A 25,209-nucleotide genomic window follows, 5' to 3' on the forward strand; every position below is an offset into this window, starting at 1 on the left:
TCCCCAGCCAGGAGGGTGGAGGCGAATGCCACGGGATGCCCGTCGGTGACGAGATCGGACACGGGGTTCCGACCACGCTTGTGGCCATGACCCGTTCCGTCGTCGCACCTGATGCACTTTCCCTGCTTGCGCTCATACCAGAGCTGATCGGATTCGAGCCGACATCGAGCATCGTGCTCGTCACCTTCCGCTCGGGCTCCTCCGGCGCCGCGGTTCGGGTCGACCTTCCACCCGACGACGACGGCGGAGGCCGGCGGGGAAGCGGGGCGAGCGACGAGCTGCGTCGCTTCGCCACGACGCTGATCGGCATCGTGTGCAAGGTGCATGGTGTCGACGGGCTGCTCGCCGTGACCTATGGCGAAGGCCCGAGACCGGGCGGTGCACCCGCGACGGAGGTCGTTGCAGAACTTCGGCGCGCGGCATCCGATGCGGGCTTCACGCTCCTCGACGCTCTGTACGTGTCGTCGGACGGGTGGGGAGACTACGAAGGACGTCGGCACGGAGATCGGGCTGAACTCGACGCTGCGCTCAGCCTGCGCAGGGCCGACCCTGATGCGACCGAGCTCAGACCGTCGCCTCATGAGGAGGCGGCGTTGCCGGTCGCTGCCGCCACCGCGAAGAGGCGCACCGCGCAAGCGCTCGCCGTGCTGCGCGACAGGGACGATCGACCCGATCCGGTGTGGTTCGCGGAGTACAGCGCGAGCTGGTCTGCCGGGGAGACGGGGCCGGTCGCCGCGGCGCTCACGGCACACGTGCTGTCGCAACCGTTCGCTCGCGACGCCGCGCTGTTCACGTGGGGATGGGGGTCACCCGTCGGTCGACGCGCCCTCCGGTTCGAGGAGCGTCACCTGCAGGGCAAGCCGCACGACGATGACCAGATAGCGCTCGCGCTGGCGGGGAAGGGCGGGTTGACGCGTCCATCGGAGCGTGGCGTGCAACGCGCGATCCGCCTCCTGCGCGAGGTGGCCGCCAAGGTGACCGGAGCCGACGGGGCGCCCGTTCTGTCGTCGCTCGCTTGGTTGAACTGGGCGCTCGGCCGCGGCTCCGTTGCCGCCGAGTACGTCGACCAGGCGCGGACCGCCGACCCGGACTATCCGTTCGCGGAGCTGATCGAGACGATGCTCGACGCGGGCATGCTTCCCGAATGGGTCTTCCTCGAGCCGCGGGCGGACGATGATGTCGACGGTTCAGGTGACGCCGCGCGTCACGCCACGAGCGAGGCACGATGAGCTCCTCACTACACTCGGGAAACGACGGCGAGCCTTGCGCCGTTCGACCGGACCGACCGGAAGGGGATGACGGTTGGGTGATGTGCAGAGGCCGCCCGCGCCTCGAGTCGGCCATGCCTATGCGCCGCCGCCGCGACCTCCGGAGGACGACTGGATCGCGATCGTCGCCGAGTCGTTCATCGCCGTCATCGAGGCGGGCGACGGTACGGGAGCCGATCGTGGCATCGGCGCGCTCGGCCGACTCGTCGGGCTCCGGAACGTGGAACTCGAGTCGATCGTCTCGGTGATTCCCGTCGGAGGCGCCGGCTCGGACTCATTCGCCGTCGTGCACTTCGATCGAGGCGACGACGGGACCGATGAGGCACAAGGCGCCGGAGGCCGGGTCACGGCGATCGCACGAGGGCGTGCCGTCGCCGACGTCTACTCCGACGGTGGGTCGCGGCGGTTCTCGTCGTCAGGGGTACAGCCCTGGCTCATCGCCACCTTTCGCGATGTGATCGCCGTCGAGCTCGGCGGACCCGCCCGGCGTTCCGAGGCCGTCGCCCGGCTGGTGCCGGAAGCACGGGCCATCGGTCTCGGCCCAACACGGGTCGGGGCGGTGCTCTGGTCGCTCGCCGAGCTGCGATCGCCAGAGGTCAACGGCGGGCGGTCCGGATACGCTCGTCCGGCCGCCGCCCTCGATGAGGACACCGTGTTGAGCATTGGCGGGACCGGCCTCGACGACACCGTGCGGCGCTCACCCGGTGGCGCGTGGGATGCCGGTCCCTCGGCGGCCTCCACGCCCGCGCCCTCGGCGGACCCCACGCCCTCGCGGTCGCCCTCGTCCTCACCCTCTCGCCGCGTCGACGGTGCAGTGGACAATGCGCCTGATGAAGAGACGGTGCTCCGTGTCCCGGCGTGGCGGGAGCCGGCGTCGGAGACCGCCGAGCCGAGCGTTGCCGAGCCGGGCGTTGCCGAGCCGGACGCTGTCGCGCCCTTCGCCGACATCACGGGCGGCGAAGCCACCGTCTCGTACACCCTGGTGGGCGACACCACAGTGGCCGACACGTCGATCGGCGACGTGTGGGACGCGGCGGTGGCGGACGCGTTCGGAGACGCGCCCGGCGGTCATCCATCGCCAGTCCTGGTCGGCGTTCGCGGCTCGGAGGGCGTGCTGCTCGACGCCCCGATCGTCTTCGGGCGGAGACCGGCGGCGAGAGCGCGCCGCGGTGTTCAGCCTCTCCTCGTGACCGTTGCCTCACCCCGGTCGCTCGTCTCCGCATCGCACCTGCGCGTCGAGCGCGTGGGCGATGTGGTCGTCGTGACCGATCTGCGGTCCCGCAACGGAACAGAGGTCACACTTCCCGGCGTACGACCGCGTCGCCTGCGGCCGGGCGAGTCCATCGCCGTTCCCGGCGCGGCGGAGGTCGACATCGGCGACGGTACTATCATCGACATCACCCCGGTGACGCCGTGAGCCGCCCATCGGGGAGAGGCGATTGCCGGTCGCCTGCGTTTGCGCAAGACACCCGAGAGGACGCGTGAGTGACTCAGATCGGGCGTAGCAGTAGGCGCCATCACGTGGTCGTCCCCGGCAAGGACGGGGCTCGCATCACGCTCGCCTGGGCGGCGCTGACCGACAAGGGATATCGTCGCGCAGTCAACGAAGACAGCCTGATCGCCAAGTCGCCGATCTTCGCCGTCGCCGACGGCATGGGCGGGCACGCCGCCGGCGACTTCGCCAGTTCGGCCGTCGTGACGCGGCTCGCGGAACACGTGTCGGTTCCCTTCATCAAGGAAGAGGGCGTCGACACCGCTCTGCGAGACGCGGTCGACGACATGGGCAGGGGAGTCGGGCACACCGACCTCGGCACGGGCACCACCGTGACGGGCATCGCGCTCACGATGGCGGAGGGCGAGCCCAACTGGCTCGTCTTCAACATCGGGGACTCCCGTGTCTACGAACTCGAGGACGGCGAGCTGAGGCAGCTCACCGTCGACCACTCCATCGTGCAGGAGCTGCTCGATGCCGGCGCGATCACGCCCTCGGAGGCCGAGGTGCATCCGCACTCGAATGTGATCACCAGGGCCGTCGGCTTCAACGAAGAACCCGTTCCCGACTTCAGCCTGGTGCCGGTGACGGCCGGCACCCGGCTCCTCGCCTGCTCCGACGGTCTGACGAAGGAGCTCACCGAGCACGGCATCCGCCACTACCTCACTGTCGGTACCAGTCCACTCGACGCCGCGGGACAGCTGTTGGATGCCGCACTCGGCAACGGCGGACGCGATAACGTCACCGTCGTCGTGGTCGACGTTCTCGAGACGCCCGACTCACCGCGACCGGCCGGAAGACGAGGCATGCAAAGGCATTGACCCGGCTGTCCACACTCACGGCTGCCGCCGAGGATTGCGGAACCGAGCTTGCCTACAATGGGTGGACGTTTCCGGTCGGGTTCGGAAAACATCAGCGCGTGACGGGAGGCGTGATGGCCAAGAGGCTGCCCTCCACGCCGCCCAATCTTCCCGGTTTCGCCTACGTGCGCGTACTCGGCTCCGGCGGCTTCGCCGATGTCTTCCTCTACGAGCAGAACATGCCGAGGCGACAGGTCGCCGTGAAGGTGCTGCTTGCGGAGGTCGTGACCCCCAGCGTGCGGCAGATGTTCCAGGCGGAGGCCAACCTCATGGCCCAGCTGAGCACACATCCCGCAGTGCTCACGGTCTACCAGGCCAGCGTCGCGTCCGACGGCAGGCCCTACCTCGTGATGGAGCTGTGCTCGCCGGCACTGGGCCAGCGCTATCGGGTCGCGCCGCTCGCCGTGCCAGAAGCACTATCGATCGGAATCAAGATCGCGGGGGCCGTCGAGACGGCGCACCGCGCCGGTGTGCTGCATCGCGATGTGAAGCCCTCGAACATCTTGACCACCGCGTACGGGCATCCGGTGCTCTCGGACTTCGGCATCGCGGCAACGCTCGGCGACGCGGAGCTCTCGGAGGCAGTCGGTCTCTCCGTGCCGTGGTCGGCGCCGGAGGTGCTCACCGACGAGACGACCGGCACCGTGGCCAGCGAGGTATGGGCGCTCGGAGCGACCATCTACTCGCTCATCGCCGGTCGGTCTCCCTTCGAGGTCGAGGGAACGGACAACACGTCGGCCCAGCTCATCTCGCGAATCCAACGCGCCAAGCCGCCGCCGATCGGGCGTCCCGACGTGCCGGAGAGGCTCGATGAGGTGCTTCGGCGTTCGATGTCGCGAAAGCCGGAGGCGCGACAGCAGAGCGTGCTCGAGCTCATCCGGGATCTGCAGTCCGTCGAAGCCGAGCTCGGATTCGTGCCGACGCCGGCCGATCTCTCGATCGACGAGTGGGTAGCGGCTGTCGCCGCGCCGGACGACGATCGCACGAGAGTGAAGAGCGTGGTGGCGTCGTCGCCATCGGATCGACGTCGACGTCGGCGCAGCGAGCAGGCATTCGGCTCCGACCGCACGGCGGCGCGAGAGACGGGCGCGGCGTCATCCGACCGTCGCGCGTCCGGGATCGGTGCACGAGGCGCCTGGCTCATCGCTGCGTGCGTCGTTCTCGGTGTGGCGTTCGTGGTCACCCTGACCGTCGTGCTGCTGCGTGCGAGCTCACCGGCCGACATCCCCGCCGTGCATGACATCCAGGGAAAGACGGCGGGCGGCGCGATCGAGTTCAGCTGGCAGGACCCCGGAATCGCGGCTAGCGACGAGTACCAGGTGAGCGTCGACGGCGGCGCGCCGAGCATGCAACGGAGCACGACCTTCACCGTCGACAGCGATGCCCGGCGAGTGTGCCTGACGGTGACCGTGAACAGGGCGGGCCGCACGGGAGCGCCCAGCGCACCGAAGTGCGTCGATCCGGCGGCAGCGCAGTGATTCGCGCGTTCGTCGCCCGGCACCGCCCGATGGCCATCTCCGTGCTGATCGGGGTGGTCGTCGTTGCCCTTGTCTCGACAGTGGCGATCGTCTCCGGCGGGTTCGTGCAACAGCGCATGGTGCTCGGCGACTCCGCCGTGTGGGTGACGAACGCGTCCACCGAGATGCTCGGTCGCGCCAACACGCAGATCGATGCCCTCAACTCTGCGGTGGCCACCGGTAACGCCTCCGTCGACGTCGAGCAGCGCGGGAATGACGTACTGCTCGTCAACCGCGGCGACAACACGGTGGCAGCCGTGAACGCCGCTGACGTCACCGCGGGCAGATCGGTGGCGCTTCCGCCCCGCGACGCTCAGGTCGGCATCGCCGGCTCACGCGCGGTGATCGTCTCCCGCGCGACCGGGCAGGTCTGGCTCGTGGCGCTCGGCGACTTGGGCTCGTTCTCGTCGTCGTCGAATCCGACGATCGACCTCGGCGGCCGGATCGTGACCTCGCTCAGCCCCGACGGGGATTTCTTCGCCTACTCTCCTCAGACCGGCACGGTCTACCGCGTCGACGCCGCCTCGGCGGACTCGGTCTCGCAGACGTGGAAGACGACGACCGAGAAGACTACGGGCACCGGTGCGACAGATCTTCAGCTGACATCCGTCGGGGGCCGTTGGGCGCTGTACGATCCCAGCTCCCGCAGCCTGCGGACTCCGGAGGGCAAGCGCACGCTGCCGGCGTCGATGGGCGGCCTCGGAACCCTGCAACAGGCATCCGACACCGGCTCAGACCTGTCGATCGCCACCGACCGCGGCATGTACACCGTGCCGTTCGGCGCGGGCGCAGTGAACACGGACCTCGCGGGCGATTACGGTCAGGCCGCGGCACCCGTCGTCGTGAACGGATGCCTGTACGGCGCGTGGACGACGGGGCGCACCTGGCACTCCTGCCACGGCGGATCCGTCGGACGCACCGGATCGCTGACCGGTGTGCGTGCGGGCGCCGCACTCGAGTTCCGTGTCAACGGCGGCACCGTCGTGCTCAACGACACCGCCCACGGCACGTCGTGGTCGGTGCAGCACGGCAACGGTCTCATCGACAACTGGGCGGACTTCGCGAAGCCCGACGACAACACGAAGCAGACCGAGGAGAACACCGAGGACAAGCCGCCGACCTACGACAAGACCCAGGAACCCCCTGTCGCGGTCGATGACAAATTCGGCGCTCGTCCCGGCGTGACGAGCCCGCTGCCCGTTCTTCTCAACGATTACGACCCGAACGGCGACGTTCTGGTGATCGACTCGTTCACGCCTGTTCCACAGGCCACGGCGCGCATTCAGCGCACCGCAGACGATCAGCAGCTGCAGATCACGCTGCCGGCAGACGCCCACGGCCAGATCGAGTTCGACTACACGATCAGCGACGGTCGTGGAGGTCAGGCCGACGCGCATGTCACGGTGACCGTGCGAACGCCCGACGAGAACTCGCCTCCCGTGCAGGTGAGAACGACGAGGGCCACGGTGGCGGCGGGCGGGCGCGTCACCACCCAGGTGCTGGGCGACTGGTACGACCCGGACGGCGATCCCTTCTACCTCACCGGCGCGAGCGTTCCGGCGCCTGCCTCCGCCGTCTCAACACCGCAGGGGAGCGTCGTCTACACCGATGCGGGCAAGAGCGCCAGCCAGCAGAACGTGACGCTCACGGTGTCGGACGGCAAGGCAACAGGCACAGGCACGCTCGCCGTCACCGTGAGACCGCCGACCGACGTGCCGATCATCACCGAGCCGTTCGTCGCCACGGCGGTCGCGGGAAGCGCGATCACCGTCTCGCCCCTCGACCATGTGCGAGGAGGGATCGGCCCAGTGCGGCTCACCGCCGTTCCGGAGAAGCCCGATCTGACGCTCAATCCGAACTTCGACGACGGCACGTTCTCGTTCGAGTCCGACACCCCCGGCACCTATTACGTGGAGTACACGGTGACCGATGGGGCGACCACGGCCACCGGCGAGGTGCGCGTCGTGGTCAGCGTGCCGCTGGACGCGGGGGATGCCCCTGTCACCGTTCCCCACACGGCCTTCGTCGAGCAGCAGACCTCGCAGCAGGTCGATGTGCTCGCCACCGACTTCGATCCGGCGGGCGGGGTGCTGTTGATCATGGGCGCGACGGCTCCTCAGGCATCCGGCGTCCGCGTCGAGGTGCTGGACGAGCGGATGCTCAGGGTCACGTTGACCGAGCCGCTCAGTGCACCAGTCGACTTCACCTACACGGTCAGCAACGGGACGGCACAGGCGCAGGGGACCGTGCACGTCGTCGAGATTCCGAGGCCGGCCGTTCGCCAGCCGCCGGTGGCCAACCCGGACACCGCGACCGTTCGAGTCGGCGATGCGGTGGACATCCCGGTGCTCGCGAACGACTCGCAGGCCGACGGCGACCAGCTGACGCTCGACACCGTTCTGCCGACGCCTCTGCCGAAGGGCGCCGGACTCTTGTTCGCCTCGGGCAACGAGCTGCGCTACCTCGCGCCGGACAGACCGGGCAACTACACCGCCGTCTACCGGGTCGACGACGCGGACGGCCAATGGGCGACGGCCCAGGTGACGATCGCGGTGCGCGAGCTCGATGTCGAGTCGAACAAGCCTCCGGTCCCAGACACCGTGACGGCGCGGGTTTTCGCGGGAAGCACTGTGCGCATACCGATCCCGCTGAACGGCATCGACCCGGACGGCGACTCCGTGTCGCTCGTCGGGCAGTCGACCAACCCGCAGAAGGGCGCGGTCACAGCGGTCGGATCCGATTGGATCGAGTACCAGGCGGGAGCGTACGCGGCAGGGACCGACACCTTCGACTACACCGTGGTCGACGCCCTAGGAGCCCACGCTGACGGAACCGTTCGGGTGGGCATCGCCCCGCCGACCGGAGGTGCACGCAACCCGGTCGCCGTCGAGGACCAGGTCACGGTGCGCCCCGGCCGAACGGTGTCTGTGCAGGTGCTCGCGAACGACTCGGATCCGGACGGAGGCGACCTGCACATCACCTCGGTGCAGCGCACGTCGACGGACATCCGGCCCGCGAAGATCTCCGGCCAGGTCGTGAAGGTGGTGGCCCCGAAGAAGGAGGGGCGATACGGCTTCATCTACACGGTCCAGAACGATGCAGGCGGCACAAGCTCCAACTTCCTGACCGTGGTCGTGCGCAAGGACGCCCCGCTCTCCAGACCCGTCGTGCAGGACACCGTGCTGAGGCTCGCAGACATCCTGGGGCGCAAACAGGTGACCGTCGACCCGCTGCGGAACGTGTTCTTCGCCGACGGGCCGGTGTCGAGCCTCACGCTGTCGCTGGTGCCCGGATACGGGGACACCGCGGCCATCACCGGCACGGGCAAGGTGCGGGTGCAGATCGAGCAGAAGTCTCAGATCATCCCGTTCAAAGTGGCGCATCCCGACGATCCGAACGTCGTGTCGTACGGCTTCATCCGCGTTCCCGGCTTCGACGACGCGCTCCCGCAGCTCAAGCCCGGCGCGCCCAAGCTCACCGTTCCCAGCGAGAAGACCCTCGTCATCGACCTCGACAACTACGTCGTCGTCGCCGGCGGCAAGCGAGCGGTGCTGACGGATGCCTCGCACGTTCATGCGACGCACGCCTCGGGTGCAAGCCTGGTTCGGGATGACCACACGCTGGTCTACACGAGCGCCGCGCGGTACTTCGGGCCGGCATCCATCTCGTTCGAGGTCACCGACGGCTCGAGCGCGACGGATCCCTCCGGTCACATCGTGACGCTTGTGCTGCCGATCACGGTGACCGCACGCGATAACCAGCCGCCGACGTTCACCGGCGCCCAGGTCGAGTTCGAGCCAGGGCAGCAGAAGACCCTCGACCTGGTGAAGCTCACGAGATATCCGTACGAGCGGGATCAGGCAGAGCTGAGCTACCGCATCCTCGATCCGAAGCCCGCAGGGGCATCCGTCTCGATCCAAGGGCAGTCGCTGACCGTCGGAGTGTCGGACAAGACGCCGAAGGGCACCCAGTTCAGCGTGCTCGTCGGTGTGCGCGACGCGCTGAACGAGGGCACGGCCGGGCGAGTCGATGTGACGGTCGTGCCGTCGACGCGTCCTCTGGCGGTGCCGCAGCCCGACAGCGTGGTCGCACGAAGGGGAACGACCACGAGCGTCGATGTGCTGGCGAACGACGCGGCCACGAACCCGTTCCCCGCGACGCCGCTCACGGTGGTCGCGGTGCGCGGCACCTCGAACGCCTCATTGCCTCGTGGGTTGCACGTGACCCCCAGCGCGGACAAGTCCCGTCTGACCGTCACGGCGGACGCCAGCGCGCAGCCCATCGATACGACGCTGCAATACGAGGTCGCCGACGCGACGGGGGACTCGAGCAGATACACCTGGGGAACGGTGACGATCTCGGTGCAGGACCGGCCCGCGCCGGTGTCCAACGTGCGCATCACCGGGGTCGGTGACCGACAGCTCACCGTCGCGTGGGATGCCGGCGCCTTCAACAACTCGCCGATCACCGGCTACACCGTCTCGCTCATCGGGTCGAACGGCGTGACCGTCGCCTCGACGGCGTGCCAGGCAACCACCTGCACCGTTCAGACGCCTGGCAACGGGCCGGGGAACGGGGTCACCGTCGCGGTGACCGCGACGAACGCCATCGGCACTTCGGACCCCGCAACCTACCCCGACACCGTGTGGTCGAACGTCATCCCCGGTGCTCCTACGGGCCTCACGGTGACGCCGGGCGACGGTAGTCTCGGCCTCAGCTGGAAGGCGCCCGGATCGGGCAACGGGGCCAGCGCGGTCACCCAGTACATCATCACCGTCGGCTCGGCGACCTACTCCGTCGGAGGCGACACCACGTCGTACACGGCGACCGGACTCAACAACGGTCAGACGTACAAGGTCACCGTTGCCGCGGTGAACGACTTCTACGGCGCCCAGCCCGTGTGGAACTCCGCGTCGGGCTCAGGGGTGCCGGCCGGCGCTCCGGTGTTCACGGCAGGCCCGTCGGTCTCGTTCGGGGCGCCAGGACAGGCGACCGTCAGCTGGTCGGTGAACCCGAACGGTGCCGCACTCGCCTCGCTCGCCGTCGTGCCGAGCGCTGGTACCTGTGCGGATGTCGGACCTGGGTCATCCAGCGTCGCGTGTCAGGTGCCGACGGGCACGTCGATCGACTTCACCGTGACCGCCAGGAACGCGATGGGGGCAACATCGGCGACAACACCTGCCATGTCGCACAGCGCGCCGTCGGCAGTCACCGCCACATTCGCTGCGGCGAGCCCGTTCGATTCCGACGGCAGGAGCACTGGCGTGTATCTCCCGACACTCGCATCGGCATCGTCATCGGTGGATCAAGGCGGGATCGTGACCTACTCGTACGCTTTCGACGCCAAGGGGTCGGGAGCGATGCCGGTCTCCAAGAACGCCCATATCGTTCCGCCTGACACGAGTTCGTATGGCTCGACGATGACCGTCTACGTCGGCGCCACCGTGCGGTACTCGGACGGCACCACCTACACGACATGGTCCCCGGCGCTGTCGACGCCGACCATCGCCGTTACCTTGACGAATGTGACATACCAGGCCGCGTCGCCCGGACCCGGCGGAACCTTCTCATGGAGCAACGGGCCTCTCCCCGCCGCCGGTGCGACCGTCACGTGCACGGGTGGCACGGTGACCCTGGCCGCGAAGCAGTGCGTCACGACCCAAGACCTGTCCGTGCTGACCGCGAGCGTGACCGCGAACGGCTTCACCTACACCAATACGTATCCTTCGCAATGACTCGCATGATGAAGACGCCCATGACCAGGAGACAGCCATGACGGACGCCCCGACCGCCGCCGCGCAGAAGCCCATCGCGCCGATCACCGACGACCAGGCATCCTGGTTCGCGAGCATGGTCGACGCCATCGTCGCGAACGTCGACCGCGTGCTGCTTGGCAAGGCGCACGTCATCCGGCTGGCTGTCACCGCACTCCTCAGCGAGGGGCATCTGCTGCTCGAAGACGTGCCGGGCACCGGCAAGACGTCGCTTGCGAGGGCCCTCGCCGAGAGCATCTCGGGCACGAGCAGTCGCATCCAGTTCACGCCCGACCTGCTGCCCGGCGACATCACGGGCGTCGGCGTCTACGACCAGCGTGTCGGCGATTTCGAGTTCTTCCAGGGGCCGGTGTTCGCCAACGTGGTGCTTGCCGACGAGATCAACAGGGCGAGCCCGAAGACGCAGTCGGCGCTGCTCGAGGTGATGGAGGAGCGCCAGGTGAGTGTCGACGGCGTCACCCATCGCCTGCCCCCGCCCTTCATGGTCATCGCGACGCAGAACCCGATCGAGCAGGCCGGAACCTATCGGCTCCCGGAGGCGCAGCTCGACAGGTTCATCATGAAGGCGTCCATCGGATACCCGGACCACGCCTCGATGGTGCGCATCCTCGAGGGCGCGGACCACCCGGCGCACGACACCGTTCTGCCGACCGTGGTGATGGGCGACATGGTCACCACGATGTCGCGTCTCGCGCGATCCGTGCACGTCGACCCGACGATCAACGACTACGTCTCCCGCCTCGTCGATGCAACGCGCGACGCCGAGGAGGTGCGCCTCGGCGTGAGCGTGCGAGGTGGGCTGGCGCTCATCCGCACCGCCAAGACGTATGCGGCCGGACTCGGGCGCTCCTACGTCATCCCGGACGACGTGAAGGCGCTCGCGGAACCGGTTCTCGCGCATCGGCTCGTGCTCGACACCGAGGCCGAGTTCGACGGCGTCACCGCGCACGGCGTGGTGTCGAACGTGATCTTGCAGACGCCTCCTCCCTCGGAGGGGGTCGCGGTGTGACGCTCGAGACGCCGACAGGAACCTCCGGGATCGACAACGCTCGAACCCGGCTGGTCGGCGCGCGTCAGGGACGGCTTGCGGATGCCGTGGTGGCGGTCGTGCGCGCGTGGCGAGCATTCAGCGCGTGGTCTGTTCGCGCGTGGAGCGCCATGAGCGAAGTGATGACGGTCACCGGTGTGTGCGTCGCCATCCTCACGATCGCCGCGTTCGTCGTCGGCTACGTCGCCGGATGGTCAGAGGCCGTGCTGTTCGCCTGGCTCGGAGTCGGGCTCTTCGCGATCGCGGTGCTGTTCCTGGTCGGATCAGTCGAATACCGATCGAACATCATCCTCCAGAGCCCCAGGGTGGTCGTCGGTGCGTCGGCCGCGGTCGACGTCGTGGTGTCGAACCCGACAAGGCACGGCCTGCTCGCCGCTCGCATCGAGGTGCCGGTCGGAGACGGTGTCGCGGAGTTCGCCGTGCCCGGACTTCGGCCGTCAGCGGAGTTCCGCGATGTCTTCCTCGTGCCGACTACGCACAGGGGCGTCGTCACGATCGGACCGATCCGCTCGGTGCGCGCCGACCCCGTCGGTCTCCTGCGACGCGAGACCGATCGGCAGCAGACCGTCGAGCTGTTCGTGCATCCCGCGACCATCGCCATTCCGAGCATGAGCACAGGGCTGGTGCGCGATCTCGAAGGCAACCCGACACGAGAGCTCACCACGAGCGACATGTCGTTCCACGCGTTGCGCGAGTACGTCAGGGGAGACGAACGGCGGCACATCCACTGGCGCAGCAGCGCGAAGACGGGCGCCTTCATGGTGCGCCAGTTCGAGCAGACCAGACGCAGCAACCTGCTCGTCGCGCTGAGCCTCGCCGAGGCCGACTTCGCCTCGGACGACGAGTTCGAACTGGCGGTGAGCGCGGCGGGCTCCCTCGGCGTGCAGGCGATCCGCGACACCCGCGTCGTCTCCGTGGTGGTCAGCGAGAAGACCCCGGAGTTCGCCAAGAACGCGGTCTACGACGTGCGCCAGCTCGACTCTGTGTCGCCGACGCGACTGCTGGACTCCCTGTGCCGCATCGAGAAGGCGCCTTCGGCGCTGCGCATCGTCGACGTCGCGAAGGTTGCGGCCGACGGAACGCCGGATCTCTCGATCGCCTTCCTGGTCTGCGGATCGACGGTGACGACGGCGCACCTGCGGCACGCATCGACGATGTTCCGCCAGGGCGTCGAGGTGGTCGCGGTGCGGTGCATCGCCGGTGACAGCCCCAGCCTTCGCAGGCTGGGCGATGTGAGCATCCTCACCGTCGGCTACCTCGACGACCTGCGCGCTAGCCTCGCGAGATCGAGGGCGGCATGAGACGGCCGGATGTCGCATACCGGGTCATCGCGACGCTGTACCTCGTCGTGCTGATCAGCGTGTGCGTCGCCGCGTTCTGGCCCGTCTATCAGTCTTCCGCGTTCGTGGTGATGGCGGTCGGCGCCGTGATCGCAGGCACGGCCATTGCCGTGTGCGCGACCATCTGGCGGTGGAACTCGCTGGTTACGACCCTCGTCGCGATCGGCGGATTCCTGCTGATCGGCGTTCCGCTCGCCGTGCCCGGCGAGACGATCCAGGGCATCCTGCCGACCCTGCAGGGGTTCACCGACCTGCTGAACTCAGTCGCGCTCGGCTGGAAGCAGCTGGTGACGATCGCGGTGCCGGTCGGGTCGTACCAGGCCCTGCTCACTCCCGCGTACGTGCTCGCGTTCGGCTCTCCGGTCGTCGCCATCACCGTCGCTCTTCGATCGCGGCTGCCCGAGCTGGCGCTCCTTCCGCCCCTGGTCGTCTTCGTGCTCGCCATCCTGCTGGGCTCCGACGCGTCCGCCACTCCCGTCGTCCTCACGGTCGTGACGGCCGCGCTCTCGGTCGGATGGCTGGTCTGGATGCGCCGCAGACGACGCGTCTCCCGGCTGGTCGCCCTCTCGAGCGAGCACGCGGACGGCGTGCGTCGCGGGGAGCGCTCGTGGGCGTCCACCAGGTCGAGTGTGATCGCCGCCGGCGTACTGGTAGTAGCCCTCGCCGCCGCCGCAGGCATCGCCTACGTGGTGCCGCCTGCGGCCGCGCGCAACGTCGCCCGCACCGCCGCCATGCCGCCCTTCAACCCGCGCGACTACCCCAGCCCGTTGTCGGCGTTCCGCTCCTACCTGCGGCCCGACCGCTCGAACGAGCCCATGTTCACGGTGCACGGTATCGGTGACGTTCGCAGGCTGCGCATCGCCACCCTCGACACCTATGACGGCATCGTCTACTCCGTCGGTACGCAACCCGGTGACTCCGGTGCATTCGCTCGGGTACCCGACATGCTTCCTCGGCCGAAGTCCGCCGGAGGAACGCAGACGCTCTCGATCACGATGGATGAACTGAGCGGGCCGTGGCTGCCGACCTTCGGCGACCTCGAGCACATCGGGTTCGATGGAAGCGACGCTGGCGCCCTCGGCGAGGGGTTCTACTACAACCCGGTTACCGCTACCATGGCCGACACCGCGCCGGTGAAGACTGGCGACTCGTATCAGGTGACGGGCGCGACGACGCCGTCGAAGACGATCGACCAGCTGGCGAAGGAGAAGCCTGGCGCGGCACCCCTCCCGCCCCTGACGAACCTGCCTGCCGACCTGGCGTCGACCGTGCAGCGCTATCAGGGTGACGCGTCGTCGCCCGGTGGGAAGCTCTCCGCCGTGCTGCAGCGGCTCGTCGCGATGGGCTACATCAGCCACGGGATCGGCAACGAGGTGCAGAGCCTGTCGGGGCACGGGGCCGATCGCATCGACGCCCTCCTCAGCGCGAACCCGATGGTGGGCGACCAGGAGCAGTACGCCGTCGCTGCTGCATTGATGGCGCGCCAGCTCGGGTTCCCTGCACGGGTCGTTCTAGGCTTCGTGGTTCCGCAGAGCGCGTCGGGCGACGAGGTCACGTTCACCGGGAGCGACGTCTCCGCGTGGATCCAGGTGCAGACCGCGAAGGATGGCTGGGTCGACGTCGACCCGAATCCGCAGGTGAGGCCGATCCCTGAGAAGAGTCCCGATCAGCCCAAGCAGATCTCCAGACCCCAGTCGGTGGTGCAGCCTCCGAAGGACACCACGGACAGCACGGACAACCCGCCGCCGCAGTCGCACGTGGCGAAGCAACGCGACGATCACACGCCGGCATGGATAGATGTCTTGCTCGCCGTTCTCACCGTGCTCGGGTGGACGGTGCTCGTACTCGCGCTGCTGGCCTCCCCGTTCCTCGCCGTCATCGCGGCGAAGTGGCGCAGGCGGAGGGCACGCAGGTCGACGAAGGTGGTTCCGCGCGGGCGCATCGCCGGTGCATGGAGTGAGTTCGCGGATTCCGCTCTCGACCACGGCTACTCGCCTCCCCGGTCCGCGACGCGCAGCGAGGTGGCCCAGAGCGTCGGCGGACCCCGTCCTGTTCTGCTCGCCTCGGTCGCCGATCGGGCGGCGTTCGGCAGGGCGGAGCCAGACGACAAAGACGCGGATCAGGTCTGGCGTGCGGTCGAGGAGCTGCGTCGCGACCTCGATGCGCGCACGACGCGCTGGGGGAGGTTGCGCGCCCGGATCTCGTTGCGGTCGCTCGGCGGCTACCGTGGAGGGGGTAAAGGCGACAAGCGCGAGGGGAGACGGTCGTGAACTGCGCGGCATGCGGGGCGGTGCTGCCTGAAGGCGCCATGTTCTGCGGCACCTGCGGGCGGGCGGTGAACGCCCTCGCTGTGCCGCGCGCTCGGGTGGAAGACCCGCGTCCGGCCGACACCACCGTGCTGTCGCCGTCGATGAGGCAGGCATTGTCCGACGCCGCCACGTTCCGACCGGACGAGCACCTGATCGTGACCGCAGAGCTCTCGGTACTGCCGGCGCCTGTGCCGCCGACGGACGGCTCACTGGCCCCGGTGCCGTACGTGCTGTCGTTCTCGACCGGGGAGCGCGTCGTGGTGGTCGGCGCCGGTCTACTCGGCCGCCGTCCGTTCGCGCAGCCGGGGGAGCGGTTCGACCAGCTCGTGTCCATCGCCGACCACGAGCGTTCGGTCTCGAAGACCCACCTCGAGTTCGGCGTGGAATCGGGCGAGTTGTGGGTCTGCGACCGCTACTCGGCGAACGGAACGGTGATCATCCCTCCTGCCGGGGCGCCACACCGGTGCGAACCGGGTCGTCGCTACCGTGTTCCGCGGGGTGGCAAGGTGGAGATCGGCGACCGCTGGTTCGACGTGCGCTGACCCGCTCGTCGACGCCGCACCACACTGCGTCCACACGCCCGGCCCACTCCGGACATCTCACGGATCGACGTTCGCACGGCGTCCCGACTGCCGCCATCGCGTGAAGTTGATGCATGGCTCTTCCCAACGCGTCCCCGATCGATTCCGTGGCGCTCCCTCGGCGACCGGGGTCGCAGCAGCGGGCGCCCTTCCCGATGCTCGCGGTACTGGCGCCCCTCGTCGGCGCGGCGGTTCTCTTCGCCATCACGCGATCGCCGATGATGATCGCCTTCGCAGCACTCAGCCCCGTCATCGCGATCGCCAGCACCGTCGATGGCCGAGTCGCGGCTCGACGCCGGCGACGTTCGGAACGTCGTGCATACGACCTCGCTCGTGAGCGATTCCTCGGCGAGGTCGCGCTCGCCCACACCAGGGAGCGAGCCCTCGTGGACGATGCTCGTCCCACCGCCCACGCGCTGATGAGCGATCCTGCCCACGTCGCCAGGCGATGGACAGCGCCGAGAGAGCGGTTCACTCCAGTGCGCATCGGCACGGGAGCGGCACCCAGTGTTCTTGTCGTCTCCGGCACCTCGGAGACCGATGACGACCGCGAGCTCCTGAGGGCATGCCGCGTTCTCGACGGCGCCCCCGTCGCCGTCGACCCGAGTGCCGGCATCGGCATCGTCGCGCCACCGGTCGTGGGACGTGCGTTCGCTCGCGGACTCGTCGTGCAGCTCACCGACGCACATCCGCCGGGCGTCCTCGCGGTCACCGCGCCACCGGGGAGTGCCTACGACTGGCTCGACGACTACCCGCATTCCGCTCGGGTCGACGACGAGCCGCTTCGGCTGCGCATCGTCGACGATCATCCGGACGCCTCAGAGAGAGCCGAGGCCGGTCATCCCGCGGCGGGACCCGATGTCGGCGGACCGATGCGGCCCGGTGGCTCGGCTTCGTCTCGCCCGACGGACCCGCACCCCATCCATCCAGCCGACGGCGATCTGCGCGGGCGCGAGTCGCCCTTCGGGCGACGCACCGAGACAGCCATCGTGGCCCTGGCCGACGAGGTCGACCGTCTCCCTGCCGGTTGCTCCGAGGTGGTGCGGGTGGATGCGTCCGGTTCGGTCACTATGCTGACGTCTCCGGCAACCTCGGACACCCTGCGTGGCGAGCTCATTTCCGCTCGGTCGGCGGCACGCTTCGGTGACGAGCTCGCCTCCACTGCGCGCACCAGAGGCGTGATGGGCGTCGACACCCTTCCCGAGGCGGTCGCGTTCAGTGAGCTGCCGACAGCTAGCCGGCACGAGACGTCGCGCGGTCTGCCCGCGATCGTCGGCGTCACGGCGGACGGCCCTCTCGTCCTCGACCTCGTGGCATCCGGTCCGCACGCGATCGTCACGGGAACCACCGGAAGCGGCAAGAGCGAGCTATTGATCTCATGGGTGCTCGGCATGGCCTCGCGCTTGTCTCCCGAGCTGGTGAACTTTCTGCTCGTCGACTTCAAGGGCGGAACTGCCTTCGGGCGTCTCACGGGGCTGCCGCACACCGTCGGCGTCGTCACCGACCTCGGTCACGGCGAGGCCGGACGCGCGCTGAAGAGCCTGCGAGCCGAACTGCGCCGCCGTGAGGCAGAACTCGCGACCCTTGGAGTAGCCGACGTGCGCGACTCGGAACTCGCTCCCGCACGCCTCGTCATCGTCGTCGACGAGGCGGCAGCCATGCTCTCCGCCTTTCCCGAGCTCGCCGCGTTATTCGCCGACGTCGCCGCGCGCGGACGAGCGCTCGGCGTACACCTCATCCTCGGAACGCAGCGTGCCGCCGGTGTAGTCGCCGACGGCCTTCTGGCCAACTGCGGGCTACGCGTGTCGCTCCGGCTGGCCTCCGAGAGCGACAGCGCGGCACTCCTCGGAACCGACGCGGCGGCTCGGCTTCCGCACGCCGTCCCCGGACGGCTCATCGTCGCCAAGGATGGAGTCATCGTGACCGCCCAGGCGGCGACCGCCGATCCGGCCGACGTCGCGTCTGTGGCTGCGGCGCACGGGGCATCGACACGCGCAGGTGCTCCCTGGATGCCTGCGTTGCCTGATCGCATCCCGTTGACGGCGTTCGGAGCCGTGCCGCCTGGCGCGGTCGTGCTCGGGGCAATGGACGATCCCGAGCATCAGGCCCAGGAGGGCATCGTCTATCGGCCCAGTGCCGCCCATCTTCTCGTGCTCGGCGTCCGTGGCTCGGGCAAGTCGACCGCGCTCGGCACGATCGCGGCGCAGTGCCGGTCAGCTGTGCTCCGGGTTCCCGCAGACGTCGAGGGGGCATGGGATGCCTTCGAGTACGCCGACACGCTCCTTCATGGGGATCCGCCCTTGCCCCTCGACGCCGCCTCACGGACCGAACAGGCATCGGGGCGATGCCTCGTGATCGTGGATGATCTCGACGCTCTGTTGACGCGATTCGACGACGAGCACAGAGAAGAGGTGCTCGCACGGATGAGGTCGCTCCTGGTCGACGGTCCGCGAGCCGGCATCGGAGTCGTGTGCGCGGCTGCAGCCCTCCCGTCCGGGCTCCGCTCAGTGTCCGGTCACTTCGGAGAGCGACTCGTCCTGCGGCAGGCGGACCGTCAGGAGCACGTGTTGGCGGGCGCGCCGCCCGACCTCTATGACGAGGCCGCACCGCCCGGTCGAGGCGTCTGGCACGGGCTGCTGGCGCAGGTGGCACTCGCCTGCGTGCAGCCGAACGCCCGCCACGTGGGCGGCGGCCCAGCCGACGCGGCTGCTGCCCGCCCCGGCACGACCGGCATTCGCGCCGCCGACGATCACGCGAAGGCTCTTACTTTCGCTCCCGGCGCGGCGACGCTCATCGTGTCGCGCGCCCCGGGTGCTGTCGCCAAGCGATTGCGATCCTCCGCCCAGGCACTCCAGGTCGTGGAGCTCGCCGGTGCCGTCGATGCGCAGTTCGGCGCGTCGCCGCTCACGATGTCATCCGACATCGCCATTTCACGGAACAGCGACCCCATCGCGGTCGTCGGCGATGTGGATGCCTGGCAATCGCGGTGGCAGCTCCTCACTCGGCTGCGGAACGACGGCCCGATCGTGTTCGACGGCTGCACGCTTGCTCAGGTGCGTGCGATTCTGCACTCCCGCGTGCTGCCGCCTGCGACGGCACAGGGGCACGCCCTTGCCTACGATCCGGACGGTTCCTTCCGACGCGTCAGGATGCCGGCGTGATCCGTTCAGGCTACGACGAGTTCCAGCGGGGTCTGCTCCAGGCCGTTGGCCTCGGCGACTCCGGCGTTCGTCACCTTTCCGCCGACGACGTTCAAGCCGAGCGCGAGGGCGTGATCGTTCGCCACCGCCGCCCGCCATCCGTTGTTCGCGATCGCGCGAAGGTAAGGGAGGGTCGCGTTCGTCAGGGCGTGGGTCGACGTGTGCGGCACGGCACCGGGCATGTTCGCCACGCAGTAGAAGACGCTGTCGTGCACGCGGAAGGTCGGGTTGTCGTGCGTCGTCGGGTGCGAGTCCTCGAAGCAGCCGCCCTGGTCGACCGCGATGTCGACGAGAACGCTTCCCGGTCTCATCCTCGCGACCATGTCGTTGCGCACCAGCTTCGGCGCCTTCGCCCCAGGAACCAGCACGGAGCCGATCACCAGGTCGGCGTCGAGCACGGCGCGTTCGACTTCGAACGCGGTCGATGCGATGGTCTTGATACGGCCGGCGTACAGCGCGTCGAGTTCGCGCAGCCTTCCGACGTTGGTGTCAAGCACCGTGACGTCCGCTCCGAGTCCGACGGCGACGGACGCCGCGTTGGTGCCGGCCACACCGCCGCCGAGCACCGTCACCTTCGCCGGGTAGGTTCCGGGCACGCCAGGAACGAGCAGTCCGGACCCGCCATTCGGCTTGAGAAGCGTGTTGGCCCCGACGATCGCGGACAGCCGTCCCGCGACCTCGCTCATGGGCGCGAGCAGCGGGAGTGCTCTGTCGGGTCGTTGCACCGTCTCGTAGGCGATCGCCGTCATCCCCGAGGAGATCAGCGCCTTGGTCAGCTCGGGTTCGGCCGCGAGATGCAGGTAGGCGAACAACGTCAGGTCGTCACGGAAGAACCCGAACTCCTGCTCGATGGGCTCCTTGACCTTGAGAAGCAGCTCCGCCGCAGCCCAGGTCGCCGCGGCATCCGGCTCGATCACCGCGCCAGCGTCAACGTATGCCGAATCGGGAATGGACGAGCCGTCGCCCGCCCCTCGCTCCACATGCACCTCGTGCCCGTTGGCGACCAGATCATGCACGCCAGCCGGGGTGATGGCCACGCGATACTCATTGTTCTTGATCTCGCGCGGAATGGAGATTCTCATGTCGTTCCGTTCTCTCTTGGTTTCGGGCCCAACGGGTCCCGATCACGGTCGCCCTTGACCGCGAAGTCTTTGGCGAAGGCCGCCTTCGCTCCGGCCGTGCTCACACCACCGGGCGGAGGCGGCCCACCCGAACACCTCCGCCGAGCACCGCGGTGCCCAGCTCGTCGAGCACCGACTCGACGGCGCTGGGCTCGAGTGCGCCCGCCCGCGCCAGCAGGCCAACCGCGGCGACGCGCGCCGCCGGAATGCTTCCGTCGATCACCTTCACAGCGGTCGTCGTGCCGTCGGCGGTCGCAATGGTCATCACGCCGTCGGCCCCCGCTTTGGCATACACGCCGAATCGTTCGATGAGCACGGTGTCGGGGCGTCCGTTGCCCGAGATCGCCCAGGGGTGCTCCCTGGCGCTCCTCGCGACCAGAGCCGCGGTGCGGTACAGCGCGAACGGTGACTGCTCCGAAGCTGTCGCCATGCGCTGCACGCCACGGGCCAGCCCGGCCAGCGTGATCGCGAACACGGGAGCACCGCAGCCGTCGACGGCGACGTGCGAGACCTTCTCGCCCGTGAGGCGCTCGACGACGTCTTTGACGTGTTGCTGCAGCGGATGACGGGGGTCGGTGTACTCACCGAGCGACCATCCGTTCGCGACACAGGCCGCGAGCATCCCCGCATGCTTGCCCGAGCACTCCATGTACACCGCAGAAGGGCCACCGCCCGACCGGATCACCTCATCGCGTGATGCACGGTCCGCAGGCATCGCGGGAGGGCATCGGAGCGCGGACTCGTCGAGCCCGACCGAGGCGAGGATGCCCCGCACCACCGCGACGTGCCGAGCGGTCCCCGCGTGGCTGGCGGTCGCCAGCGCGATCTGCTCGGGCTCGAGCCGAGCGCCGGCGGAGATGGATGCGACGGCCTGGAACGGCTTGAGCGTGGAGCGGGGAAGGATGGCTGCGTCGACGTCACCGAGCGAGAGCTGCCGCTCTCCGTCCGGATCGAGAACAACTGCCGAACCGGCGTGCCGTGTCTCGACGAATCCGCTGCGGTCGACGACCGCGAGTTCCACGGCGGAATCGATGCCGAACGTGCCCGCTGCAGATTCCCGCGCTGCGCGGATCGACTCGCTCATGGTGATTTCGAGTCTAGCCAGCGTGGTGGAAAGTGCGGCAGTGCCGGGACGATCCGTGCGACGCGAGGCGGCAAAGCGGCGGACTGTGCGAGAGGATCGGCACATGAACGTCGACCACCACTACGCACTCACCGTCGAGTGGACGGGCAACCGGGGCACCGGTACGAGCGGCTATCGCGACTACGGGCGCGATCACATCGTTCGTGCTGAGGGCAACCCGCCGATCGAGGGATCCAGTGACCGTGCGTTCTTCGGAGACCCAGAGCGCTGGAACCCGGAGGAGCTTCTCCTCGCGGCGCTCTCGCAGTGCCACATGCTCAGCTACCTGCACGTCGCGCAGCGCAACGGCATCGTCGTGACCGACTACCGCGACTCGGCGACCGGCACCATGGCGTCAGCGTCGGACGGCAGCGGCCACTTCATCTCGGTGACGCTTCGGCCCGAGGTGACGATCACCGACTCAGCCCAGATCGAGCTGGCGCAAAGCCTGCACGACGAGGCGGAGCGGCTGTGCTTCATCGCGGCATCCGTGAACTTCCCGGTCGGTCACGAGCCGGTCACTCGCGCGGCCTGACCTTGCCGCGACCTTACTCTGCGGGTGCCTCGTTGTAGACGCCGGCCTCGACCTGACCGCTGAGTCGCTGGATCTCAGCCATGATCGCGTCCGTCGCCTCGCGCCGAGCACGACCGCTGCTGGCCGGTCCGAACGACGACACGTCGATGGGCGAACCGAAGGTCACGGTCACCCTGGTGAAGGTAGGCATCTTGGCGCCGACGGGCTGCAGGCGTTCGGTTCCGATCAGGCCGACCGGCACTACGGGGGCGCCCGTTGTCAGCGCCAGCCATGCCACACCGGTCCGGCCGCGGTACAGACGGCCGTCGCGCGAGCGCGTGCCTTCCGGATAGAGGGCGAAGGCATTGCCGTCGCTGAGGATCTCCCGGCTCAGCTCGAGCGCTTCTTGCGAGTCCTTTCCGGCTCCGCGCTTCACGCCGACCGCGCCGATCGCCTTGAAGAACGTCCGCTTGATCCAGCCGCTCAACCCTGGGCCCTCGAAGTAGTGCGACTTCGCGAGGAACTGCACGGGTCGAGGCGCCACGACGGGGATGACCACGCTGTCGATGAACGACAGGTGATTGCTGGCAAGGATGACCGCGCCGGACTTCGGCACGTTCTCCCTGCCGATCACGCGCGGCCGGTAGAGAGCGCGGGCGAACGGTGCGACGACAACGCGACCGAAGCCGTAGAGGAAGCCGAGTCGAGGTGTGACCTGCTCGGTTGGGCGTCGCTGCTGGATCGCGGGGCTCTGCGGCATGAGGACACGCGACGTCGAGGTCATGGGATGACCATACGTCGGGGCATATGCCCGCCGACGCATGCCTCCGACGCGGCCGAGCCGCGTGCCCGGCTGCTCAGAGACCGGTGAGCGGGTCGGGAAAGCAGCGGGCGCCATCCGCGAGGTTCAGGCATCCCTCGTACTGCGCAGGGAAAGGGACGACCAGCGGCGACCCGAACCATGACGTGTAGAGCCGCCAGAAGTTGAGGTTGCCGAACGTCGAGCAGTCGGTTACGACATCGGGGTGCTGAACCGTCTCCGGCGACGGCTGGTACGGCGTGTAGTTGTAGAGGTTCGCGGTCGCCTGGTTGCGGATGTCGACCACGCTCGACCCACAGGACGGCTTCGGGTTGTACAGGATGGGCACCTTGCCGACGTGATATCGCCACGAGGAGCCGCCGACGGTGTACTCCCGGAACTGCCAGGCAGCGTTGTAGAGCTGGTTGAAGAAGCCGAAGTAGTCGGCGTCGCAGGCGGCCGTGTCCGGGCATCCATAACCCGTCGCTCGCTCATAGCCATAGGGGCTCGGATGCGTGATCAGCGACTGCTCCTTCTGCAGCAGCACCACCAGCACCTTCGGGCTGATGCGGCACGCTCGCGCGACGGAGACGATGATCGAGCTCGCGCGCTGCCCCTTCTCACCGTGGTACGCGGCGCAGTGCGCGTACTGCATCGGCTCGTCGGGCGTGTCCTGCCGGTAGTCGGCGAGACAGGGTGCACCGTCGACCGGCTCGCAGGGCTTCGACTCGAGGAAACGCTGCACCTGGTCGCCCGTCATGGTGTCGGGGTTGTAGAAAGCGGCATCGCTGATGATCAGCCCGGCATAGAAGGTCGCGTCAGACGGCGTCTTCTCCGCCGGTGGCCGTGGAACGAGAGCGGCGATCACGATGAACGCGAGCACGGAGAGAGCCGCCGTCGCGACGATCGCGATGTCTCCCGGTGAGGCTCCGACGACCCATCGCCCGAGCGCCCATCTGCCGAGGGTGCCCTGGCTCCGAGCGCTGCCGTCCTGTGCCCAGGTGCCCGAGCGCGCGGACTCGCGATCGCGTTCGGGCATGCTTCGACACTATGGGGTGTGGAGCAGCGACGCACGCTGAGCGCATCAACGACCGGCGCCGGTCCCGTGCTCGTGATCGTTCCGCGAGGAGAATCCGGCGAGGGCGTCTTGCGACGAGATGACGCCGTCGGCGAACCCGTATCGCACTGACTGTTCGGCGTCGTACCAGGCGTCGCGGTCTCCGTCGCGCAGAATCTCCTCAACCGTGTGACCGGTCTGTTCGGCGGTGATCCTGGCCATCTCGTTCTTGAACTTGACGATCTGCTCCGCCTGCCTGCTGATGTCGGCTGCGGTTCCGCCGAAGCCGCCGTGGGGCTGGTGCATCACGATCCGGGTGTTCGGCAGCACGAAGCGCTTGCCCGGCGTTCCCGAGCTGAGCAGGAATTGCGCCATCGAGGCGGCGAAGCCGATTCCGACCGTGACGATGTCTGGGCTGACGTAGCGCATCACGTCGTAGATGGCGAAGCCCGCGGTCACCGACCCGCCCGGCGAGTTGATGTAGAGCTGGATGTCGCGCTCGCGGTCCGCGGCGGCCAGGAGGAGCAGCTTGGCGCAGATCTCATTGGCGACGGCGTCGTCGACCTCGACGCCGAGGAACACGATGCGGTCGTCGAGCAGCCGATCGAAGACGTGGGCGGGGATGCTTGCGGTGTCTGACACGGGAACCCTCTCGTCGGTCGCGCAGTGCGCTGGGATGCTGATGCGACCATGGTGTGACGCCGAGCGACGTGCGGTCGTCGACTTCTGCCGACGGCGACTTTGCTCACAGCAGAACGGGATGACGGGCGCTGGAGCAGACCCGCGCGTAGCCTGGCTTCATGCTCCTGCGACACGCGGTCGGCTCCGCGATCCGACGTCTCCGCCTCGCCCAGGGCCTGACCCTGCGGCAGGTGTCGCAGGCGTCGGCCATCTCGCTTCCCTACCTCTCCGAGATCGAGCGCGGACGCAAGGAGCCGTCGAGCGAGATCATCCAGACGGTGTGCGTCGTTCTGGGAGTCACCCTCCGTGAGCTGATGCGGGAGACCGATGCAGAGCTGGTCGCCGTCGAGGGCTCACCCGCCACGCAGCGCGTCGCACCGGTGCTCGATCTCACCGCGAGACGTCGTGAGGCGTCGCGGATGACCGAGGCGCCGTCATCCCATCGTCCGCCCGGCACGGGCTCCGCGCTGCTCCTCGCCGCCTGACGTCATTCCTCGCGACCTGACCCGGCCGCTGGCGACGGGT

At 68.6% G+C, this 25,209-nt stretch carries 17 protein-coding genes; 12 read left to right on the forward strand and 5 right to left on the reverse strand.

Annotated features, from left to right (window positions below; translation table 11 throughout):
• The first annotated feature begins 35 nt into the window (after window positions 1–35).
• From ACYVDN_RS01570 to ACYVDN_RS01615, 10 genes are all read left to right on the forward strand, one after another.
• Window positions 36–1,229 (forward strand): DUF4192 family protein, encoded by a 1,194-nt coding sequence (locus ACYVDN_RS01570; RefSeq protein ID WP_460567779.1) that lies wholly within the window; start codon window positions 36–38, stop codon window positions 1,227–1,229.
• 82 nt (window positions 1,230–1,311) lie between these two features.
• Window positions 1,312–2,685, forward strand: coding sequence for an FHA domain-containing protein (locus ACYVDN_RS01575; RefSeq protein WP_460572182.1), 1,374 nt, complete (start codon window positions 1,312–1,314; stop codon window positions 2,683–2,685).
• Between the two features lie 104 nt (window positions 2,686–2,789).
• Window positions 2,790–3,581 carry a PP2C family protein-serine/threonine phosphatase gene (locus ACYVDN_RS01580; RefSeq protein WP_460567781.1) on the forward strand — a complete coding sequence of 264 codons (792 nt, stop codon included), beginning with the start codon at window positions 2,790–2,792 and terminating at the stop codon, window positions 3,579–3,581.
• Between the two features lie 98 nt (window positions 3,582–3,679).
• A complete protein-coding gene (locus ACYVDN_RS01585) occupies window positions 3,680–5,098 on the forward strand; it encodes a serine/threonine-protein kinase (protein WP_460567783.1) in 1,419 nt (472 codons plus the stop codon).
• A 29-nt stretch (window positions 5,099–5,127) separates the two neighbouring features.
• Window positions 5,128–10,872 carry an Ig-like domain-containing protein gene (locus ACYVDN_RS01590; RefSeq protein WP_460567785.1) on the forward strand — a complete coding sequence of 1,915 codons (5,745 nt, stop codon included), beginning with the start codon at window positions 5,128–5,130 and terminating at the stop codon, window positions 10,870–10,872.
• A gap of 37 nt (window positions 10,873–10,909) precedes the next feature.
• The gene (locus tag ACYVDN_RS01595; protein WP_460567787.1) at window positions 10,910–11,920 is read left to right on the forward strand and encodes an AAA family ATPase; all 1,011 of its coding nucleotides are present in this window, start codon (window positions 10,910–10,912) and stop codon (window positions 11,918–11,920) included.
• The gene (locus tag ACYVDN_RS01600; RefSeq protein WP_460567789.1) at window positions 11,917–13,260 is read left to right on the forward strand and encodes a DUF58 domain-containing protein; all 1,344 of its coding nucleotides are present in this window, start codon (window positions 11,917–11,919) and stop codon (window positions 13,258–13,260) included. Before ACYVDN_RS01595 ends, ACYVDN_RS01600 begins: the two co-directional genes overlap by 4 nt.
• Window positions 13,257–15,569: a transglutaminase TgpA family protein gene (locus ACYVDN_RS01605; protein WP_460567791.1), complete on the forward strand. Its 2,313-nt coding sequence runs from the start codon at window positions 13,257–13,259 to the stop codon at window positions 15,567–15,569. Before ACYVDN_RS01600 ends, ACYVDN_RS01605 begins: the two co-directional genes overlap by 4 nt.
• Window positions 15,566–16,150 (forward strand): hypothetical protein, encoded by a 585-nt coding sequence (locus ACYVDN_RS01610; RefSeq protein WP_460567793.1) that lies wholly within the window; start codon window positions 15,566–15,568, stop codon window positions 16,148–16,150. Before ACYVDN_RS01605 ends, ACYVDN_RS01610 begins: the two co-directional genes overlap by 4 nt.
• A 113-nt stretch (window positions 16,151–16,263) precedes the next feature.
• On the forward strand, window positions 16,264–19,350 hold the full coding sequence (locus ACYVDN_RS01615) for a type VII secretion protein EccC (protein ID WP_460567795.1): 3,087 nt from the start codon (window positions 16,264–16,266) through the stop codon (window positions 19,348–19,350).
• Window positions 19,351–19,355: 5 nt separating this feature from the next.
• Here the strand turns inward: ACYVDN_RS01615 and ald are convergent, their stop codons facing one another.
• Both ald and ACYVDN_RS01625 read right to left on the reverse strand, forming a co-directional pair.
• Complete coding sequence (ald, locus tag ACYVDN_RS01620) at window positions 19,356–20,471, reverse strand: alanine dehydrogenase (RefSeq protein ID WP_460567797.1); 1,116 nt, start codon at window positions 20,469–20,471, stop codon at window positions 19,356–19,358.
• A 100-nt stretch (window positions 20,472–20,571) separates the two neighbouring features.
• Window positions 20,572–21,594 carry an asparaginase gene (locus tag ACYVDN_RS01625; protein ID WP_460567799.1) on the reverse strand — a complete coding sequence of 341 codons (1,023 nt, stop codon included), beginning with the start codon at window positions 21,592–21,594 and terminating at the stop codon, window positions 20,572–20,574.
• Between the two features lie 103 nt (window positions 21,595–21,697).
• On the opposite strand from ACYVDN_RS01625, the gene ACYVDN_RS01630 reads away from it, so the two are divergent.
• Window positions 21,698–22,168, forward strand: coding sequence for an OsmC family protein (locus ACYVDN_RS01630; RefSeq protein WP_460567801.1), 471 nt, complete (start codon window positions 21,698–21,700; stop codon window positions 22,166–22,168).
• Window positions 22,169–22,181: 13 nt separating this feature from the next.
• On the opposite strand, the gene ACYVDN_RS01635 is transcribed toward ACYVDN_RS01630, so the two are convergent.
• The 3 genes from ACYVDN_RS01635 to ACYVDN_RS01645 form a co-directional block, all read right to left on the reverse strand.
• A complete protein-coding gene (locus ACYVDN_RS01635) occupies window positions 22,182–22,907 on the reverse strand; it encodes a lysophospholipid acyltransferase family protein (RefSeq protein ID WP_460572184.1) in 726 nt (241 codons plus the stop codon).
• 97 nt (window positions 22,908–23,004) lie between these two features.
• The gene (locus tag ACYVDN_RS01640) at window positions 23,005–23,985 is read right to left on the reverse strand and encodes a hypothetical protein (protein ID WP_460567803.1); all 981 of its coding nucleotides are present in this window, start codon (window positions 23,983–23,985) and stop codon (window positions 23,005–23,007) included.
• A 45-nt stretch (window positions 23,986–24,030) separates the two neighbouring features.
• Window positions 24,031–24,645: a ClpP family protease gene (locus ACYVDN_RS01645; protein ID WP_460567805.1), complete on the reverse strand. Its 615-nt coding sequence runs from the start codon at window positions 24,643–24,645 to the stop codon at window positions 24,031–24,033.
• Window positions 24,646–24,803: 158 nt separating this feature from the next.
• Between ACYVDN_RS01645 and ACYVDN_RS01650 the strand changes: the two genes are divergently transcribed.
• Complete coding sequence (locus ACYVDN_RS01650) at window positions 24,804–25,169, forward strand: helix-turn-helix domain-containing protein (protein ID WP_460567807.1); 366 nt, start codon at window positions 24,804–24,806, stop codon at window positions 25,167–25,169.
• Window positions 25,170–25,209 lie beyond the last annotated feature (40 nt).

The sequence above is a fragment of the Humibacter soli genome, from assembly GCF_054779035.1.

Excerpts from the sequence above, each read along its gene's own strand:
- ACYVDN_RS01570 (WP_460567779.1), top strand. The coding sequence starts at position 36 with ATGCCCGTCGGTGACGAGATCGGACACGGGGTTCCGACCACGCTTGTG.
- ACYVDN_RS01590 (WP_460567785.1), top strand. The coding sequence starts at position 5,128 with ATGGCCATCTCCGTGCTGATCGGGGTGGTCGTCGTTGCCCTTGTCTCG.
- ACYVDN_RS01595 (WP_460567787.1), top strand. The coding sequence starts at position 10,910 with ATGACGGACGCCCCGACCGCCGCCGCGCAGAAGCCCATCGCGCCGATC.
- ACYVDN_RS01605 (WP_460567791.1), top strand. The coding sequence starts at position 13,257 with ATGAGACGGCCGGATGTCGCATACCGGGTCATCGCGACGCTGTACCTC.
- ACYVDN_RS01615 (WP_460567795.1), top strand. The coding sequence starts at position 16,264 with ATGGCTCTTCCCAACGCGTCCCCGATCGATTCCGTGGCGCTCCCTCGG.
- ald (WP_460567797.1), bottom strand. The coding sequence starts at position 20,471 with ATGAGAATCTCCATTCCGCGCGAGATCAAGAACAATGAGTATCGCGTG.
- ACYVDN_RS01625 (WP_460567799.1), bottom strand. The coding sequence starts at position 21,594 with ATGAGCGAGTCGATCCGCGCAGCGCGGGAATCTGCAGCGGGCACGTTC.
- ACYVDN_RS01630 (WP_460567801.1), top strand. The coding sequence starts at position 21,698 with ATGAACGTCGACCACCACTACGCACTCACCGTCGAGTGGACGGGCAAC.
- ACYVDN_RS01635 (WP_460572184.1), bottom strand. The coding sequence starts at position 22,907 with ATGCCGCAGAGCCCCGCGATCCAGCAGCGACGCCCAACCGAGCAGGTC.
- ACYVDN_RS01640 (WP_460567803.1), bottom strand. The coding sequence starts at position 23,985 with ATGCCCGAACGCGATCGCGAGTCCGCGCGCTCGGGCACCTGGGCACAG.
- ACYVDN_RS01650 (WP_460567807.1), top strand. The coding sequence starts at position 24,804 with ATGCTCCTGCGACACGCGGTCGGCTCCGCGATCCGACGTCTCCGCCTC.